The sequence below is a fragment of the Bradyrhizobium lupini genome, from assembly GCF_040939785.1.
In the GTDB taxonomy this organism is placed as follows: domain Bacteria; phylum Pseudomonadota; class Alphaproteobacteria; order Rhizobiales; family Xanthobacteraceae; genus Bradyrhizobium; species Bradyrhizobium canariense_D.
The window spans coordinates 6,596,349-6,612,560 of record NZ_CP162553.1; the positions used below are offsets into that span (position 1 = coordinate 6,596,349).

The 16,212-nt window shown below is 64.5% G+C and carries 17 protein-coding genes and 2 pseudogenes; 8 read left to right on the forward strand and 11 right to left on the reverse strand.

What is annotated here, in order from left to right:
- The first annotated feature begins 78 nt into the window (after nt 1-78).
- The gene (locus AB3L03_RS31385; protein ID WP_018455555.1) at nt 79-663 is read left to right on the forward strand and encodes a TetR family transcriptional regulator; all 585 of its coding nucleotides are present in this window, start codon (nt 79-81) and stop codon (nt 661-663) included.
- 57 nt (nt 664-720) lie between these two features.
- Here AB3L03_RS31385 and AB3L03_RS31390 read toward each other — a convergent pair whose 3' ends face one another.
- From AB3L03_RS31390 to AB3L03_RS31400, 3 genes are all read right to left on the reverse strand, one after another.
- Nucleotides 721-1,023 (reverse strand): hypothetical protein, encoded by a 303-nt coding sequence (locus AB3L03_RS31390; protein ID WP_018455556.1) that lies wholly within the window; start codon nt 1,021-1,023, stop codon nt 721-723.
- 143 nt (nt 1,024-1,166) lie between these two features.
- On the reverse strand, nt 1,167-1,817 hold the full coding sequence (locus tag AB3L03_RS31395; RefSeq protein WP_204511645.1) for a response regulator transcription factor: 651 nt from the start codon (nt 1,815-1,817) through the stop codon (nt 1,167-1,169).
- Nucleotides 1,818-1,824: 7 nt separating this feature from the next.
- Nucleotides 1,825-3,195: a sensor histidine kinase gene (locus AB3L03_RS31400; RefSeq protein ID WP_204511644.1), complete on the reverse strand. Its 1,371-nt coding sequence runs from the start codon at nt 3,193-3,195 to the stop codon at nt 1,825-1,827.
- A 179-nt stretch (nt 3,196-3,374) separates the two neighbouring features.
- Here AB3L03_RS31400 and AB3L03_RS31405 point away from each other — a divergent pair, with 179 nt between their 5' ends.
- The 5 genes from AB3L03_RS31405 to AB3L03_RS31425 all read left to right on the forward strand — a co-directional run bounded on the left by AB3L03_RS31405 (nt 3,375) and on the right by AB3L03_RS31425 (nt 7,713).
- Nucleotides 3,375-4,145 carry a MotA/TolQ/ExbB proton channel family protein gene (locus AB3L03_RS31405; RefSeq protein ID WP_085351049.1) on the forward strand — a complete coding sequence of 257 codons (771 nt, stop codon included), beginning with the start codon at nt 3,375-3,377 and terminating at the stop codon, nt 4,143-4,145.
- Nucleotides 4,142-4,828, forward strand: coding sequence for a hypothetical protein (locus tag AB3L03_RS31410; RefSeq protein WP_085351050.1), 687 nt, complete (start codon nt 4,142-4,144; stop codon nt 4,826-4,828). Before AB3L03_RS31405 ends, AB3L03_RS31410 begins: the two co-directional genes overlap by 4 nt.
- Nucleotides 4,821-5,426, forward strand: coding sequence for a hypothetical protein (locus tag AB3L03_RS31415; RefSeq protein WP_204511643.1), 606 nt, complete (start codon nt 4,821-4,823; stop codon nt 5,424-5,426). The genes AB3L03_RS31410 and AB3L03_RS31415 overlap by 8 nt, the downstream gene beginning before the upstream one ends.
- Before the next feature lie 115 nt (nt 5,427-5,541).
- Nucleotides 5,542-6,282 carry a metallophosphoesterase gene (locus AB3L03_RS31420; RefSeq protein WP_204511642.1) on the forward strand — a complete coding sequence of 247 codons (741 nt, stop codon included), beginning with the start codon at nt 5,542-5,544 and terminating at the stop codon, nt 6,280-6,282.
- A 6-nt stretch (nt 6,283-6,288) separates the two neighbouring features.
- Entirely contained in the window at nt 6,289-7,713 is a 1,425-nt protein-coding gene (locus AB3L03_RS31425; RefSeq protein ID WP_368507656.1) for a protein kinase, read from the forward strand.
- Nucleotides 7,714-7,737: 24 nt separating this feature from the next.
- On the opposite strand, the gene AB3L03_RS31430 is transcribed toward AB3L03_RS31425, so the two are convergent.
- The 4 genes and pseudogenes from AB3L03_RS31430 to rpe form a co-directional block, all read right to left on the reverse strand.
- A complete protein-coding gene (locus AB3L03_RS31430; RefSeq protein ID WP_085351052.1) occupies nt 7,738-7,929 on the reverse strand; it encodes a hypothetical protein in 192 nt (63 codons plus the stop codon).
- Nucleotides 7,930-7,950: 21 nt separating this feature from the next.
- Entirely contained in the window at nt 7,951-8,127 is a 177-nt protein-coding gene (locus AB3L03_RS31435; protein ID WP_162847283.1) for a hypothetical protein, read from the reverse strand.
- Nucleotides 8,128-8,131: 4 nt separating this feature from the next.
- Entirely contained in the window at nt 8,132-8,272 is a 141-nt protein-coding gene (locus tag AB3L03_RS31440; RefSeq protein ID WP_162847284.1) for a hypothetical protein, read from the reverse strand.
- A 149-nt stretch (nt 8,273-8,421) separates the two neighbouring features.
- A pseudogene (rpe, locus tag AB3L03_RS31445) lies at nt 8,422-9,121 on the reverse strand (ribulose-phosphate 3-epimerase).
- Nucleotides 9,122-9,371: 250 nt separating this feature from the next.
- Here rpe and AB3L03_RS31450 point away from each other — a divergent pair.
- Complete coding sequence (locus tag AB3L03_RS31450; RefSeq protein WP_085385053.1) at nt 9,372-10,166, forward strand: EF-hand domain-containing protein; 795 nt, start codon at nt 9,372-9,374, stop codon at nt 10,164-10,166.
- A gap of 12 nt (nt 10,167-10,178) precedes the next feature.
- Here AB3L03_RS31450 and AB3L03_RS31455 read toward each other — a convergent pair whose 3' ends face one another.
- The 3 genes and pseudogenes from AB3L03_RS31455 to AB3L03_RS31465 all read right to left on the reverse strand — a co-directional run bounded on the left by AB3L03_RS31455 (nt 10,179) and on the right by AB3L03_RS31465 (nt 14,306).
- Nucleotides 10,179-10,391 (reverse strand): KTSC domain-containing protein, encoded by a 213-nt coding sequence (locus AB3L03_RS31455; RefSeq protein ID WP_085351054.1) that lies wholly within the window; start codon nt 10,389-10,391, stop codon nt 10,179-10,181.
- A 49-nt stretch (nt 10,392-10,440) separates the two neighbouring features.
- Nucleotides 10,441-11,436, reverse strand: coding sequence for a P1 family peptidase (locus tag AB3L03_RS31460; RefSeq protein WP_018455570.1), 996 nt, complete (start codon nt 11,434-11,436; stop codon nt 10,441-10,443).
- 58 nt (nt 11,437-11,494) lie between these two features.
- Nucleotides 11,495-14,306: pseudogene (locus AB3L03_RS31465) on the reverse strand (PAS domain S-box protein).
- Between the two features lie 241 nt (nt 14,307-14,547).
- Between AB3L03_RS31465 and AB3L03_RS31470 the strand changes: the two are divergent.
- A complete protein-coding gene (locus AB3L03_RS31470; RefSeq protein WP_018455572.1) occupies nt 14,548-14,934 on the forward strand; it encodes a response regulator in 387 nt (128 codons plus the stop codon).
- Between the two features lie 81 nt (nt 14,935-15,015).
- Here the strand turns inward: AB3L03_RS31470 and AB3L03_RS31475 are convergent, their stop codons facing one another.
- Nucleotides 15,016-16,134 carry a branched-chain amino acid ABC transporter substrate-binding protein gene (locus AB3L03_RS31475; protein WP_368507657.1) on the reverse strand — a complete coding sequence of 373 codons (1,119 nt, stop codon included), beginning with the start codon at nt 16,132-16,134 and terminating at the stop codon, nt 15,016-15,018.
- Between the last annotated feature and the right edge of the window lie 78 nt (nt 16,135-16,212).

Below are 16,212 nucleotides of genomic sequence, written 5' to 3' on the forward strand. Positions count from 1 at the left end.
CGAAACGACCGGCACGGGCGCTTCGGAAGCAGCTCTGTCGCCGGGTAACTGAGCCCTCAACGGGAACATGGTGCTGGCATGAACGAAGCCGTTATCTTGACGCCGGAGCGGATCCTCGAAGTCACCGAGGACGTGCTGCGGCGTTACGGACTGGCCAAAGCCACCGTGGTCGACGTTGCCCGTGCGCTCGATGTGAGCCATGGCAGCGTCTATCGCCATTTCCCGAGCAAGGCTTCGCTGCGCGAAGCGGTTGCCAAACGCTGGCTTGACCGCATCGACGCGCCGCTGCTGGCGATTGCCAAGGAGCAGGGCCCGGCGCCTGACAGGCTCGACCGCTGGCTGCGCACGCTGTTCGCCGCCAAACGTTCGCGTGTGCTCGACGACCCCGAGATGTTCGACACTTATCTGACCCTGGCGCGCGAAGCCTGCGCGGCCGTCAAATGTCACAAGGACACCATGATCGACCAGATCGCGGCAATCCTGTCCGACGGCGTGACGCAGGGCGTGTTCGCCGTCGATGACGTCAAGACCACCGCGCGTGCGATCTTCGATGCCACAGTCCGCTTTCACCATCCGGCCCATGCCGACGAGTGGAAGGATGCCGATCTCTCGGCGCGTGTCGATGCGACGCTGGCGCTGGTATTGCGCGGGCTGAAGGCGTAGGCCGAATACTCCACGCGCTGTTCCAAAGCCGTTCGATCGTCCGCATGGGCGGCGCTTTTATCCGTCGACCTTGTGGGCGAGGGCACCATCGCGAAGCGAACGCGGATGGTGGGACTTTTTCCGCGCACGAAGAGCGGTACCCGCCAATGGCACGACCGGCGGGCTTTCCGGATACGCATTGACTTCAATTTCGACGAGGTCCTTCGCCCGCTTTCGAAGCCTGTAGAATGCAAGCTCCTGTTCGAGCATGGGGCAGTGGAATCGAATGGTTGCTGTGTCTGGCAAGCGGCAGAGTTCATCGATGAGCTCGCCGACAGTGATGAGCGCGGGATAGGTAGCTTCGCGGATAGCCTTACTCATGGCGGAACTCCTTCACTGCGGTACTAACTGGAGTTCGATGGCCTCCGTTCCAATCCGCATCGCAAGGCGGTCGAAATATACCTGGGAGACGCCCGCATGCGGAGGATGGCTCCGTGCGCCTGCCTCCAGGGAGGGGCAAACATCTAGATCTTCGTCAGTCCACAATTGGCTGCCAGCCGCACCAGCTGCGCATCCGTGCGCGCGCCGGTCTTGGTCTTGATCAGATAGTGATAGTTCTGCACCGTCTTGACGCTGAGATTGAGATGCGCAGCGATCTGTTCGGTCGTGGCACCGCCGGCGAACTGGCGCAGGATCTCGATCTCGCGTTCTCCCAATTGATCCAGCGCCGAGCCCGCCGACAGACTGTCCTCGGCCAAGATGTGCGCGATGTCGTCGCTCATGGCGCGCTCGCCGCGGGCAACGCTGCGGATCGCGGACACGACCGCGGACGGCTCGCTACTCTTGGTGACGAAGCCGCTGGCGCCGGCACTGAAGGCTGCCTTCACCAGAACGGCTTCGTTGTGCATGGTAAAGACGAGGATGCGCGCCCGCGGACTGCGCGCGCGGATGTTGCGGATGGCTTCCAGTCCGCTCGCGCCGGGCATCGAGATATCAAGCACGACGACATCAGGATCGCTCGCCTTGAAGGCGCTGTAGGCATCCGCAGCGTTGTCGGCTTCCGCCACGACATGCAGATCACCCTGGCTTTCCAGCACGCGCCGATAGCCTTGCCGCACGATCGGATGGTCGTCGACCAGCAGCACGGAAATGCCCGTTGCCGTAATCTCGTTCATGCCGGCCTCATGCGGCGAGCGGGATGGTGGCGGCGACGCTGAGTCCGCCTCGGGCGGGCAGGATCGAGAATGATCCACCGGCCGCTGCGACGCGCTCGCAGATGCCGGTGAGGCCGAAGCCGGCCGACTGCTTGACGCGTGCCGCGTCGCCGCCGCCATCGTCGTCGACACGGATCAGCAATGCATCGTCGTCGCCCGCGCGCCGTTCCACGCTGAGCGAAATCTCGCGTGCCGCGCCGTGGCGCAACGCGTTGGTCAGGCATTCCTGCGCGACGCGATAGGCCGTGATAGCGGCCGGGCCGCTGATGTCGGTGAGGTCGCCCTTGAGATCGAGCTGGATCGTCGGCCGCGCCGAGCTCTGCGAGCGCCAGCTATCCACCAAATTCACGAGGCTCGCCTCCAGCCCAAGCTCGGCGGGCAGAGGATTGCGCAGGCGCTTCAGCGCGTCGCGCAGCGAGGCCATCAGATGATGCGTGGCCTGCGAGATCATCCGCGCGTCCTGCACGATGTCGTCGCGCTTATCTGCCTTCGTGCTCGCCGTTTCGATGGTGTTGGCGAAGGCGAGGATGGCCGAGAGATTTTGTCCGAACTCGTCGTGCAGCTCGCGGGCGAGCGCGCAGCGTTCGTCGTCGCGGATCTCGATCAGGCGCCGCGTCAGCGCCGCGCGCTGTTCGGTCGCCTCCTCCAGCCGGCCGCCGAGCTCGCCGACGGCGCTGCCGATCATCGCCAGCTCCATCGAGCGGAAGCGCGGCAGTTTCGTGCGATAATGGCCGCGGGCCATGCGCTGCAAGGCCGTGACGATCGTGCGCGCCGGCGCCAGCGCATGCGCGATCGCGAGCGAGGCCAGCAGCGCGATCGCCGCCGCCATCAAAAGCGCGACGTCGATCACGTTGAGGATGTACTCCCAGGCGAGCGAAATGGCGGCCGTTTCATCCGGCGTCGCGACCACCGTTCCGGCGGTCGCCGCGCGGGGACTGACGGGCCGTATCACTTCGGCATGGCTGCCGAGGAAGGTCGGCACGATCGACGCGAACCAGCGCGGCGGCGTCTTGCCCAGCCCCTCGCTCTGGCCGCAGAGCGGCTTTTCGAATGCGATGGCCGGTTGGAATTCGACGCAGACGCCGGGCGAGATCAGCTTCATCGTCTCCAGCGTGCGCCACTCCGGAACCGGCAGAAGCTGCTCGCGTGTTCTGCTGCTACGCAACAGGAATTCGTGCCAATACAGGGCCTGAAGCGCCTGGGCGACCCGCTGCGCCGAGGCCGCAGTTGCCCGGTCGACGCTGCGATAGGCGTCGAACGTGGCCCAGATCGTCGCCGCCCCAAGGCAGAGCGCGACGATGAGAAACAGACGGGCGACAAGCTGAAGCACAAGGCGCATGCGATCACCCCAAAGTTTGCTAAGGTCAGCCTAACAACGCCGCCGCGCCTTGCCAATTGCGAGGCACGGCAAGATGGCAGCTCGGGCAAATTTCCCAAGCCGGATTGGGCATGGCTCTTTGGACGGGGGGCGGCGGCTTTGATCTAATGGGCGGAATTCACGGCCAGGAGCGGTGCAGCATGAGTTCGATGACGATTGGGCCAATCGCGGGGCCTGCTGCCGACCCATCCGAGCGCAGTGCGCTCCTGTTCTGGATGATCTTCACCGGGCTTTCGATCTTCGCCGTCGTGCTGCTGTGGCGGTTCGGCCTGATCCGCCTGATGCTGACCTCAGATCGGACCTACATTTCCAGCGTGATCGCGCTGCTCTATGTCCTCACCTGCGGTCACTGCTTCCTGCGCACGCGGGCCATTGCCCGCGAGGGCGCGGCGGCAAGGCGCTGCCGCGCGGTGCTTGCGGCCCCCGAGGGCGGCAGGGCGCTCGACGTCGGCGCTGCCGCGCTGCCGCGCGGGCTGGTGCGGGACCACATTGAGAGCCTCGTGACCAAGGCCGCGGCGCAGGACTACCGCCCCGTCGACCAGACGCTATTGCTGCGAACGCTCGCCGACCGGCTGCGCGGCTCCAACGGCTTCGGGGCCTTCGTCTCGGATACGCTGATGAAGCTCGGCCTGCTCGGCACCATCGTCGGCTTCATCATCATGCTGGCGCCGATCGCGGGACTGGATGCCGCCGACAAGGTCGCGATGCGATCATCGATGGGACTAATGAGCGACGGCATGGCGGTCGCGATGTACACGACGCTGGCGGGCCTCGTCGGTTCGATCCTGGTCCGCATCCAGTATTACATGCTGGATGCCGCGACCCAGAAGGTGTTCTCGGATGCGGTGGTGCTGACCGAGACCTATGTGACGCCGGTGCTGGAACGTAAGGGCGCTGGAATCGCGACATGATGGATGATTTCGGTCTCTATCCGCGCGAGGAGCCGTTCGATCCCTTGGGCGTGATGCTGTTCAAGGCGCTCCAGGTGATCGCTTTCCTGTTCTTCCTCGCGCTGCTCGCGGTCTCGCCGGACGCCAAGGACGGCAAGATCGACTCCAAGGCCGAGTTCATGATCACGCTGGACTGGCCCGACAGCCATCCCGACGATCTCGACCTGTTCGTGCAGGATCCCGTGGGCAATATCGCCTGGTATCGCCACCGCGAGGCCGGCTTCCTCACGCTTGACCGCGACGATCGCGGCGGAGCCAACGACTTCATCATGGTCAACGGCAAAAAGATTGCCTCGCCGATCCGCGAAGAGATCGTCACGGTGCGGGGCATCGTTCCCGGCGAATACACCGTCAATGTCTCACATTTCGTGGCTACGACCGGCGAGCCTGTGACGGCCAATGTGAAGGTGCAAAAACTCAATCCGACGGCGCAGGTGATCTTCGATAACAAGTTCACGGTCGATCACACCGGCGACGAGAAGACCGCGGTGCGGTTCCGGCTCGACGCCGAAGGCAAGGTCGTCAATGTGGACCAGCGGCCGAAATCGCTGCTGGAGACCTTTCGCAGCGGCTGGCGCAACGGCGCCGATCTCGACCCGAGCACCGGCGTGAGCAAGAACGCTGTGAGGGTGCGCCGTGACTAGCCTGCAAACGGTCATCCTCACGCTATCGATAGCCTACGCCGTCATCGGTGCGCTGCTGCTGGTCGTTCTGGTCTATGCGCGGCTGCATTGGTCGTTCAAGGCGGTCGCGGTGGTCGTGACCAGTGCGTTCTATGTCGTCAGCTTCACCGAGATGCGCGGGCTGCTCGGCTGGGCCAGCGCCGATCGGCTGCCGGCCTCGTTCAAGCTGCTGAAGGCCCGCATCGTCGAGCCGCATTCGCTGGAGGGCGATCCCGGCTCGATCTATCTCTGGGTCGAGCAGCTCGACGAGGACAATCGGCCGAGTGGCATCCCGCGCGCCTTTCGTGTGCCCTACAATGACAGGCTGGCCGACAAGACCCATGCGGCGGAGAACGAGATCGCGCTGGGACATCCGCAAGGCGGCCGGGCCGCCGATTTCGGCGGCGGCGATGGCAGCCTCATCGACATGGTCCGGGAATATGTGACGCCCAAGACCATCATGGAGACGAGCGGAGGCGATTCCTCGACCGGCGAATTCCTGGCACCACCGGCCGGCGCGCAGGGCGCCGTGTTCACGCCGTTGCCGCCGCCCCGGATGCCGCCGAAGGACGAGCAATAGGCTCTTCACCATCGCGACAGGGCAGTGCTGGCAAACCGCGCGCCGCTGGCGCATGTTCTTGACCTCCTCAATTTAGCCTTATCGGCTCCCAATAAGGTTCGAGGGTGGAGGGTGCGTGCTTCTCGCTGTCTTCTCGGATATCCACGGCAACCGGCAGGCGTTCGAGGCGTGCCTGAAAGTCGCGCGGGCGCGTGGCGCCGAGCGCTTCATCCTGCTTGGCGACTTCGTCGGCTATGGCGCCGATCCGGAATGGGTGGTGGATACCGCGATGGAGCTGGTTGTCCAAGGCGCCGTCGCCGTGCGCGGCAATCATGACCAGGCGGTGAATTCCTCGGCCGAGACCATGAATGCCGAGGCGCAAATCGCGATCGAATGGACCCGCGGCCGGCTCGACACCGCGCAGCGGCGGTTCCTGGCGGAATTGCCGATGCTGGTGGAGGACGGCGATCGCCTGTTCGTGCATTCGGAAGCCTCCAGCCCCCGAAGCTGGCACTATGTCCGATCGACCGCCGACGCAGCCAAGAGCCTGATCGCGACGCCGGCTCATGTCACGTTCTGCGGCCACATCCACCGCCCGGCGATCTATTCGATGTCGGTGACGGCGAAGATGTCGGGACTCGTGCCCAAGACTGACGTCTCCGTACCGCTGCTGCGCGGCCGGCAATGGATTGCGGTGCTCGGCTCGGTCGGCCAGCCGCGCGATGGCGATCCATCCGCGGCTTTCGCGCTGTTCGACACGGTCTCGTGCCAGATCACCTATTGCCGCGCGCCCTACGACGTCGAGACGGCCGCGAACCGGATCCGCGAGAACGGCCTGCCGCATTGGCTCGCCGACCGACTGTCGCAGGGGCGTTAGAGGCCGATGCCGAAACCCCTCGTCAAATCAGGCGCAGAGATCGACGGCTACACGATTGGCGAATGCGTCCATGCCGGCGGAATGGCGACGCTGTGGACCGTCACCCGTCCCGGCCTCGACGTGCCGCTGCTGATGAAAATTCCGCGGGTGTCGGAGGGCGAGGACCCCGCGGCGATCGTCTCCTTCGAGATGGAGATGATGATCCTGCCGCGGCTTGCGGGTCCGCACGTGCCCTCCTGTTTCGGCACCGGCGATTTCGCCCACCAGGCCTATGTCGTGATCGAGCGCATCTCCGGGACCACGCTCTACAAGCGGTTGCCCGACCTACCGCTGCCGTATGACGAGGCGCGGCAGCTCGTCGCCAGGATCGCAACGGGGCTTGCTGATTTGCACCGGCAGAACGTGATCCATCACGACATCAAGCCGAGCAGCATCATGTTCCGCGAGAGCGGCGAGGCGGTGTTGATCGACTATGGCCTGTCGCATCACAACCATCTGCCGGACCTGTTGCAGGAGGAATTCCGCCTGCCTTACGGCACCGCGCCCTATATGGCGCCAGAACGGTTGTCAGGGGTGCGCGACGATCCGCGCAGCGATCTGTTTTCGCTGGGCGTGCTGCTCTATTTCTTCACGACCGGCGAGCGGCCGTTCGGCGAGGGCGAGACACTGCGTGCGATGCGGCGCCGGCTTTGGCGCGATCCGCACCCGCCGCGCGGCTTGCGCGCTGATTATCCGCCCCGGCTCCAGGAGGTGGTGCTGCGGTGCCTCGAGATCGAACCGGTGCGGCGCTATCCGACGGCGTCGCAGCTCGCCTTCGATCTGACCCATCCGGACCAGATCAGGCTCACCACACGCTCGGAGCGGATGAAGCGCGACCCGTTAAGCGTCGCTTGGCGGCGCCGCTTCAACCAGGGCGTCATGCAGCCGCGCGCGAAATCGGATGTCGCAGCCCAGATCGCATCAAGCCCGATCCTCGCGGTCGCGCTCGACACGGTGGAAGGCGCCCCCGAGCTGAACGAAGCGTTGCGCGTCACCACCGAGCGTATTCTCGCCACGCTGCCGTCGGCGCGGCTCGCCTGTCTCAACGTGCTGAGGCTCAACCGCATCGCGATTGACAGGACGCTGGATGAGCAGGGCTCCAACAAGCATATCGACCGGTTGGTGGCGCTCAGACACTGGGCCACGCCGCTCAAGCTCGATGAGAGCCGGCTCTCGGCTCACGTGCTGGAAGCCGTCGATCCCGCGGCGGCCATCCTGGAGTTTTGCGAGGTCAACCACGTCGACCACGTCATCATCGGCGCGCGGCAGGGCTCGTTCAGGCGCACGCTGCTCGGCAGCGTCTCGGCCAAGGTGGCCTCGGAAGCGGCCTGCACCGTCACTGTGGTACGGCCGCCGCGAATGGCTGCGGATGCGGGCGAGGAGGCCGGATAGGGCCGCGCTCTGGATCCTGGAGGCTCAGGCCGCGTGAGCGGTGTGGACGGAGCGCTTGCGACGGATCGGCCAGGAGAATTGCGGGCCGGGCTCGCAGTGATCCGCGCTGCCGCCGAAGAACTGGATGATCTCGCGGCACGGCTCGCAGTTGAACAGGTTACGCGACGCGGATGCCTTGGTCATTTCCTTGAGGCAGTTCGGGCAATGCGGCTTCATGAGCTTGGTCCAGAAAAGAATTCAATGCCGGCGCGGTGACCGGAGCGGGTGATCCAGGTCCATCTCGGGCCCGGTGTCGTCGCGCATCTCGCCTTCGGTGCGTTCGAGCCGACCGAAGAAAAAATCGAGGTCAGGATGTGGGCGCCGCGGGATGCGGCACCGGCGCTTCGGCTGACGTTTCACGAGCGCGATCTGCATGGGGTCAGGCCCGATACCAGTCGCGACGAGCGATGCGGGCCGAGCGTACCGAGACCTTCACCGGTCCGGCCGATGGACCAAACACAACAAACGCACAAAAACCAAGCCACAACGCCACGCCAGTCCAGACCAGGGTCGTCGTCATGATGTGCTCCCGCGAAAACAGGCAAGAATCACTTGCGGTGATTTGCGCGAATCAGGGAAGCCCGGAGGAGTACGGATCAAGTTGCAAATTTAGGCATTACGCGCCGCAACACCCGTAGAGGCCGCACGTCTGCGGAGTCGAGCGGGCCCTCAGATCGCCTCGCCGCGTGCACCCGCGGCGGCGTTGCGGATTGCGGCGATGTTGGTCTTATAGGCGTCCTGCGTGCCGCCCCTGAACACGGACGTGCCGGCGACGAAGGCGTTGGCCCCGGCCGCAGCCAGGACCTGCGACGTCGGGCCCGACGCCGCCATCGACCTCGATATCGATCGGCCGGCCCGCTGTCATGGCGCGGATGTCGCGGATCTTGCCGATCGCGGAGGGGATGAAGGCCTGGCCGCCGAAGCCGGGATTGACCGACATCACCAGCACGAGGTCGACCAGGTCCAGGACGTATTCGAGGGCACTGATCGGCGTGCCCGGATTGAGCGAAACGCCGGCCTTCTTGCCGAGTGCGCGGATCGCCTGAAGCGAGCGGTGCAGATGGGGACCGGCCTCGGCATGCACGGTGATGTGGTCGCAGCCGGCTTTCGCGAAGGCCTCGAGATAGGGGTCACAGGGCGAGATCATCAGATGCGCGTCGAAGATCTTCTTGGTGTGCGGGCGCATCGCCTTAATGACGTCGGGGCCATACGAGATGTTGGGAACGAAGTGCCCGTCCATGACGTCGAGATGGATCCAGTCGGCTCCAGCGGCGTCCACGGCGCGCACCTCCTCGCCGAGCCTGGAGAAATCCGAGGCCAGGATCGAGGGCGCGATTGCCAGGGGGCGGGGAGCGAAGGCTTGGGTCATGGCGGTTTCCCGTGGCGGCCGTAGAAGATGGACTCGCCTAACATGGGCCTCTCAGCCGGGCAATGCAGGGGCGGCGTGCTTCCTGTGGGCGGAAATTTCTGCCGCGACCGGCATGAATTGCCGGTGTTCCGGGCCGTGCAAAGTGCGGTGAAAGCGGATTTCATTGAGCTTTTTGCGCTGGCACGGCGCTTGCTGACTTCACCTGAACAGAACATTGGCCGCGGCATGCCGCATTGGTTGGAGTTGTGCAATGTTGTTTGCTCTTGGGGCCGTATCGAGCGCACTCGACGCGATCCAGTCGCTGACGAATTCGAAATCGTCCTCGTCGACGCAGAAGACGGGATCCTCGCAAAAGCCCGCGACCAATCCGTTCGCGATCGAGAGCGGCAGCAACAGCACGACCGGCGCGGCCTCGTCGGTCAATGCGGGCAAGACCCCGCAGATCTCGCCGGAGACGATGAACGCGCTGTTCGCTGCGCAGAGCCAATCCTCGGACAGCACCGGCAGCGCCGCCAGCTCGACCTCGTCGAGTTCGACGTCCTCCTCCTCGACGCGCCGCGACGCCGCCTTGAAGGATCTGTTCTCGCAGATCGATGGGGACGGCGACGGCAAGATCACCAAGTCGGAATTCGAGAATGCGCTCGGCGCCGGCGGCACCAATCTCGCGCAGGCCGACGACGTTTTCTCGAAGCTGGATTCGAATACCGACGGCAGCGTCAGCCTCGACGAGATGTCGAAGGCGCTGAAGGGCGGCCATCACGGTCACCATCACGCGCAAGGCGCGGGCGATGCCTCCGGCAGCGGTTCGGGTTCCTCCTCGCGGTCCAGCGGCGGCTCGACCTCGACCTCGACGACCGGCGCCGACGGTTCGACCACCACCACTGTCACCTATGCCGACGGCTTCAAGATGTCGACGACGGTCCCGGGCGCCTCCAGCTCCCGTAATTCGGCGTACGATCTGTTCGCGCAGTTGATGCAGCGGCAGGGCGGGCAGGGACAAGGCGCCTCAGCGGCTGTCGGTTCATCGATGTCGATGAGCGTGTAACCTTGCTCACGGCTAGCCTGCATATTCGTGCGTGATGTCACGATAGACATACCGATCACGGATTTCGCGGTTGAAGAACGTACCCTTTGAGCGCACATTCTTGAGCGCGGCGGCGACCTCGGGCGGAACGTCCGCGTAGACATAGACGCGTCCGCTGACGAAAGTCACCGTCAGCTCGCGCCTATCGGGGGCGTAGCGGAAAAAGCGGATCACGGAAGACGGCATGGCGGTGCACCTTGTCGGCCAGGGTAACGCCGTGTCAGCCGTTTCGTTTCTATCCGAACCGGTCCTTCCACGCCGGCATTGCGCCGGCAAAGGGCAGGGCCGTCGCATTGTAGACGCCGCGAGCGATGGCGCGTGCGACCACGTTGGCGGCGATCGTTCCGAGCTCGGTAAGGCCGACCAGCGGCTCGATCGGCTTCTCGCCCGTTGCGGCGGCGAACAGCACGTCGCCGTCGGTCGGGGCATGCACCGGATAGATCGCACGGGCGAACCCGGTATGCGCGATCATCGCAAGCCGCTTGGCCTGGGGTTTGGTCAGCGTGGCATCGGTGACAACGACGCCGATCGTGGTGTTCTCGCGCGCGTTCGCGGCGGGTCCGCCCTTGATGCGCATCGCCAGCATGTCCGGTGTGAACGTGGACGGCAGGCCGCGCCCGCCGAACTCGCCGTTCTCCTCGAAGGGCGCAGCCCAGAACCAAGGCCCTTCGCCAACGGTTGTGCTGCCGACCGCGTTGACGACCATGATCGCGGCGACCTTGATACCATTGGCCAGGACCGCGGAGGCCGACCCCAGTCCACCCTTGAAGGTCGCGGTGGTGGCACCGAGGCCGGCGCCGACGCTGCCCAGTGCGAAATCGTCGCTGGCGGCCAACGCTGCGGCGTAGCCGAGGTCGCGATAGGGCGCGAAGCGTCCCCAGGCCTTGTCGCCGCCGTTGAGCAAGTCGAAAACGATTGCGCCAGGCACGATCGGAATCACCGCCTCGCGAATCCGCAAGCCGCGGCCTTGTTCGGCGAGCCAGGCCTGGATGCCGCCGCCGGCGTCGATTCCAAAGGCGGAGCCGCCGGACAGCGCGATGGCGTCAACGCGATCGACGGTGCTGGCGAGGTCGAGCAACGCGTCTTCGCGCGTGCCGGGTCCGCCGCCGCGAACATCGATGGCCGCAACCGCGGGGGCGTCGAAGATGATCGCGGTCGTGCCAGTGGCGATTTTCGCATCCTCGGCATGGCCGACGCGGACGCCGGCGATATCGGTGAGAAGGTTTTTCAAGGCGGCTCCGCAGGCTGAAAGGCGCGCGCTTCAGCGATATCGCAGGGATGCCGCAGGCTCAACCCGCGAGCGCGGTCCTCAGCATCTTGGCGAGCTCGGACTTACGGTAGGGCTTTGCCAGCAGCAGCACGCCGGAATCGAGCCGCCCGTGATGGACGATGGCGTTCTCGGTGTAGCCCGAGGTGAACAGCGTCTTCAGGTCGGGGCGGCGGCGAGCCGCCTCGTCGGCGAGCTGGCGGCCGTTCATGTTGCCGGGCATGATGACGTCCGTGAATAGCAGGTCGATGTCCTTGTCGGCGTCGATGATGACGAGGGCCTCGGCCGCGTTGGCGGCTTCGAGGGCGGTATAGCCGAGGCTCTTGATCTGGGTCACGACATATTGGCGCACCAGCGCGTCGTCCTCGACGATCAGGATCTTCTCGTGGCCGCCGGTGACGGGCGCGTTCTGCAGCGCCTCGAATTCGGTCTCCTGCACGCCGCTCGAGCGCGGCAGGTAAATCTTCACGCTCGTGCCGTGGCCTTCCTCGCTGTAAATCTTGATGTGTCCGCCGGACTGCTTGACGAAGCCGAACACCATGCTGAGCCCGAGGCCGGTGCCCTTGCCGACCTCCTTCGTGGTGAAGAAGGGATCGAACACCCGGTCCATCAACTCCGGCGGGATTCCGGAGCCGGTGTCGCTGACGGCGATCATGACGTAATTGCCGGCCACCACGTCGGGATTCATGCTGGCATAGCCGTCGTCGAGGAAGATGTTGCGCGTCTCCAGCACCAGCGTGCCGCCGTCGGGCATCGCATCGCGCGCGTTCAGCGCGAGGTTGAGGATCGCAGTGGAGAGCTGGCCCGGGTCGATCAGTGCCGGCCACGCATCCTCGGTGAGTTGCGGCATGATGGTGATCTGCTCTCCGAGCGTGGGGTGCAGGAGCTTTGCGGCCTCGAGCGTCAATGCGTTGACGTCGATTTCGCGCGGTTGGAGCGGCTGCTTGCGGGCGAACGCGAGCAGATGCTTGGTCAGTTGCGCGCCGCGCTCGGCGGCGTCGTCGATCAGCTTGGTGATGGCGGCGAGCTCGGGACGGTCAGCGACCGCGTCCGCTAAAATTCCGATGGTGCCGGTGATGACGGTCAGCACATTGTTGAAGTCGTGCGCGACGCCGCCGGTCAATTGACCGATGGAATCCATCTTCTGGACGTGCCTGAACTGCGCCTCGGCCGCCTGCTTCTCGGTGAGGTCGCGGCCGATGAAGAAATGGCGCTTGACCGGCTCGGACCAGGTGCCCATCCAGTTCAGCGTGACCTCGTGACCGTCGTAGTGGTAGTAGCGCGCCTCGAAGCTGCGCTTGACCGCGCCACGCCGCGCCGCGCGCATCTCGTCGCGCGTCTTCTGGAGGTCATCGGGATGAATGAACTCGGTGGCGCTGTGCCCGATCATGTCTTCCGGATCAAGCCGAGAATGGTCTTCACGCTCGGGCTGACCTGGATGAAATTGCCAAAACCGTCGGTGACCAGGATCAGATCCTGTGAGGTCTCGAAGATCCGCTGCCGCTCCTCGACCTCGCGGCGCAGTTTTTTCTCGTGCCTGCTTCTCTTCCGTGATGTCGTGGGCGATCTTGGAAGCGCCGATAATCTGTCCGTTGGCTGATTTCAACGGAGAAACATTGAGGACGACGTCGACCCGCCGGCCGTCCTTTCGGATCCGGACCGTCTCGTGCTGTGCGATCGTTTCGTTGCCGCCGACCCGGTTCAGGATACCCCTGACCTCGGCCTTGCGGTCCTCCGGGACGATGATGTCGATCGGCTGCCCGATGGCCTCCGCGGCGGCATAGCCGAACAGATGTTCGGCGGCCTTGTTCCAGCCCGTGATGACACCGTCGAGCGTCTTCGTGATGATGGCATCATTGGCGGATTCGACGACGGCGCCGTACAGGGCAAGGCGCTTGCCATAATAGTCGCGATCCAATGCCGACTGCTGGCGCAGCCTGCCGACGAGACCCAGCGTATGCGCCTGGAGGCGGACATTTTCGATCAGGAGCACCGCGAGCACGAAGGTCGCCGCGCAGAGGCCGTAGACACGACCGGCGTAGAAGCCGAGATCGAAGCGCGCCACGTTGACGATCGCCGACAGCGCGATGTCGAACAGCCATGCGCACATCACCACCATGAGCCAGACATCGATGACCGAATGCGGACGGCGGAACCACAGCGAGACCAGCGCGGCGAAGCTCAAGGACCAGACAAAGGACACCACGCCGATCATGATCTGCGTGTAACCGCCATCGCGCAGCAGGACCGGAAGCAGGTCGTGCTGCGCAGTGACGATCCAGGTCAAGACGATCATGATCGTGACGACGCCGACCACGCTGGCGTAGATCGCCTTGCTTGCCGAGCCCGTGATCCGGGCGCCGCCGTCGGCCTCCTTCAGCCAGGCGTAGGCCAACACGCAGAGCGGAAAGCCGCCGTGCCAGATCATGTAGAGCCAGACCGTGGTCTGCTGGTTGGCCCCCAGCAGCCCGGTCGGCGAAAAAAAGTCCGGGGAAGGTGAGGGCATGGACCACGGCCGCGGCGGCTGTGAACAGATAGCCCGTCGCGAGCACGAGCAGCGCGCTGGTCCTGAGCACCGCAAACTGCGACAACAGCAGGACGGCGGTGACAATGTCCGCGACCACAAGGGCGGATTGATAGCTGGCGACGAAGGCTGGCACGGGCAGTAGCGAGATACCCGCGAAGGGCACGGCCACTGCGAACAGGATCGACGAGACGCCCACGATCGCCAATGCTGCGGTGCGGTCCTTCGGGGTAGCCGGCAACGTCGAAAGGAATGTGCTTCGATCGGTCGTCGCAGACACGTGCAGCTCGCGCAGATCGGTTTTGAGCATCTTCGCCAATCTCATTTGGCCCAATCAATTTCTGCCCATGGTAGCGGGTTCTGGGCACGCATCATGACAAAACCCACTGCGACTCAACCGAAGGTTACAGTTTACTTAATTTTGGGGGGGAACGCGCACCGGGGATCGGGTAAGATGCGCTTTACTGGATGGTGCAATAATGCTCTCCCGCAGCTGCGGGTTCCAGGTTTGAACCAGGCATTTTGATGTCAGGATCCGGGAGTTGTTCCCTGTGCCCCGCGTTCTCATCATCGACGACCAGAAGGACGTCCGTGCGATGGTCGCGATCGTGCTGCGCGTCAACCGTTATGAGGTCGTTGAGGCCGACAGCGGCGCAGCCGGGGTGAAAGCCTTCACCGAGGTCGGCTTCGACGCGGCAATCGTGGACATTTTCCTCGGCGATACCAGTGGCGTCGAGGTCATCACGACCCTGCGCGAGCTTGCACCGAGCCTCCCGGTCGTTGCCGTGTCGGGGATGACGGCGCTGGACTTCATGGAACAATCGCCCCACCTCGCCAGCGTGGTCTGCCTGCAAAAGCCGTTTCGGCCGAACGATCTTCTTCAAGCGCTGAGGAAGGCCCAAGCCGCGGTGGACGGCGCGATACAAGCAGCAGTCTGATCCTGACGCAGGAAGAAACGCCCCGGGCGAGCCGGGGCGCGATGATGATTGGAGGAGGCCTTCAGGCCCCGGCAAGCGTGCTTAGGTGCCGTTGCCGCTGATCGAGGCGTAGCCGCCCTTGGCGTCCCATTTGTAGACGACGTAGTCGAGCTGCTTGATATCGCCCTTGGAGTCATACTCGATCGGCCCGATCACGGTATCCCACTTGCCGGCCTTGATGGCTGCCATGACCTTCTTGGCGTCGGTGGTGCCGGCCTTCTTGGCCGCCTCCGACCAGACCTGCATCGCTGCGTAGGTGTAGAGCGTGTAGCCCTCGGGGTCGATGTTCTTGGCCTTGAAGGCTTCGACGATCTTCTTCGCGGTCGGCTTGTTGCGCGGATCGGGGCCGAAGGTGAACAGCGTGCCTTCGCCGGCCGGGCCGGTGATGGAGGCGTATTCCTTGTCGGCGAGTGCGTCGCCGGCCATCAGCACGGTCTTCAGGCCCTGGTCGCGCATCTGGCGCAGGAGAAGGCCGCTCTCTTGATGGTAGCCCCCGACATAGACGAGATCGATGTTGTCGCGCTTCAGCCGCGAGACGATCGCGTTGAAGTCCTTGTCGCCCTTGTTGTAGGACTCGTACATCTTCTCGGTGACGCCGGCCTTGTTGAGCGCCTTCTTGGTCTCGTCCGCAAGACCCTTGCCGTAGGTGGTCTTGTCGTTGAGGATGGCGATGTTCTTGCCCTTGTAGTTCTTGGCGATGAACTGGGCGGCGACCAGGCCCTGCTGGTCGTCGCGGCCGCAGACGCGCGCCACGTTCCACAGTCCGCTATCGGTGAACTTCGGATTGGTGGAGGCGGGAGTAATCTGGAGCACGTTGCCGTCGGCATAGGCTTCCGACGCGGGGATCGACGAGGACGAGCAATAATGCCCGGCCACGAACGGAATTTTCGCGCCGGCGATCTTCTCGGCGATCGAGCGCGCCTGTTTCGGATCGCAGGCGTCGTCCTCGACGGACAACGCGAGCTTCTTGCCGTTGACGCCGCCGGCGGCGTTGATATCGGCTACGGCCATCTCGGCGCCGTTCTTCATCTGGCGGCCGAAGGCGGACTCGCCGCCGGTCATCGGACCTGCGACTGCGACGGTGACATCCTGCGCGAATGCCGCGCTCGACAGCGCGATCGATGCGCCGAATGCCAGACCGATGAGCTTCAGTGATTTCATGAGATACCTCGAGGGTGGTCGCCTGTGGAAGTTACCGGGCATGCCCGGTTCAAACCGGCGCCATTCTTGAATGAATTC

Excerpts from the sequence above, each read along its gene's own strand:
- AB3L03_RS31440 (WP_162847284.1), bottom strand. The coding sequence starts at position 8,272 with ATGACGACGACCCTGGTCTGGACTGGCGTGGCGTTGTGGCTTGGTTTT.
- AB3L03_RS31475 (WP_368507657.1), bottom strand. The coding sequence starts at position 16,134 with ATGAAATCACTGAAGCTCATCGGTCTGGCATTCGGCGCATCGATCGCG.
- AB3L03_RS31405 (WP_085351049.1), top strand. The coding sequence starts at position 3,375 with ATGAGTTCGATGACGATTGGGCCAATCGCGGGGCCTGCTGCCGACCCA.
- AB3L03_RS31430 (WP_085351052.1), bottom strand. The coding sequence starts at position 7,929 with ATGAAGCCGCATTGCCCGAACTGCCTCAAGGAAATGACCAAGGCATCC.
- AB3L03_RS31390 (WP_018455556.1), bottom strand. The coding sequence starts at position 1,023 with ATGAGTAAGGCTATCCGCGAAGCTACCTATCCCGCGCTCATCACTGTC.
- AB3L03_RS31450 (WP_085385053.1), top strand. The coding sequence starts at position 9,372 with ATGTTGTTTGCTCTTGGGGCCGTATCGAGCGCACTCGACGCGATCCAG.
- AB3L03_RS31385 (WP_018455555.1), top strand. The coding sequence starts at position 79 with ATGAACGAAGCCGTTATCTTGACGCCGGAGCGGATCCTCGAAGTCACC.
- AB3L03_RS31410 (WP_085351050.1), top strand. The coding sequence starts at position 4,142 with ATGATGGATGATTTCGGTCTCTATCCGCGCGAGGAGCCGTTCGATCCC.
- AB3L03_RS31425 (WP_368507656.1), top strand. The coding sequence starts at position 6,289 with ATGCCGAAACCCCTCGTCAAATCAGGCGCAGAGATCGACGGCTACACG.
- AB3L03_RS31400 (WP_204511644.1), bottom strand. The coding sequence starts at position 3,195 with ATGCGCCTTGTGCTTCAGCTTGTCGCCCGTCTGTTTCTCATCGTCGCG.
- AB3L03_RS31395 (WP_204511645.1), bottom strand. The coding sequence starts at position 1,817 with ATGAACGAGATTACGGCAACGGGCATTTCCGTGCTGCTGGTCGACGAC.
- AB3L03_RS31435 (WP_162847283.1), bottom strand. The coding sequence starts at position 8,127 with ATGCAGATCGCGCTCGTGAAACGTCAGCCGAAGCGCCGGTGCCGCATC.
- AB3L03_RS31455 (WP_085351054.1), bottom strand. The coding sequence starts at position 10,391 with ATGCCGTCTTCCGTGATCCGCTTTTTCCGCTACGCCCCCGATAGGCGC.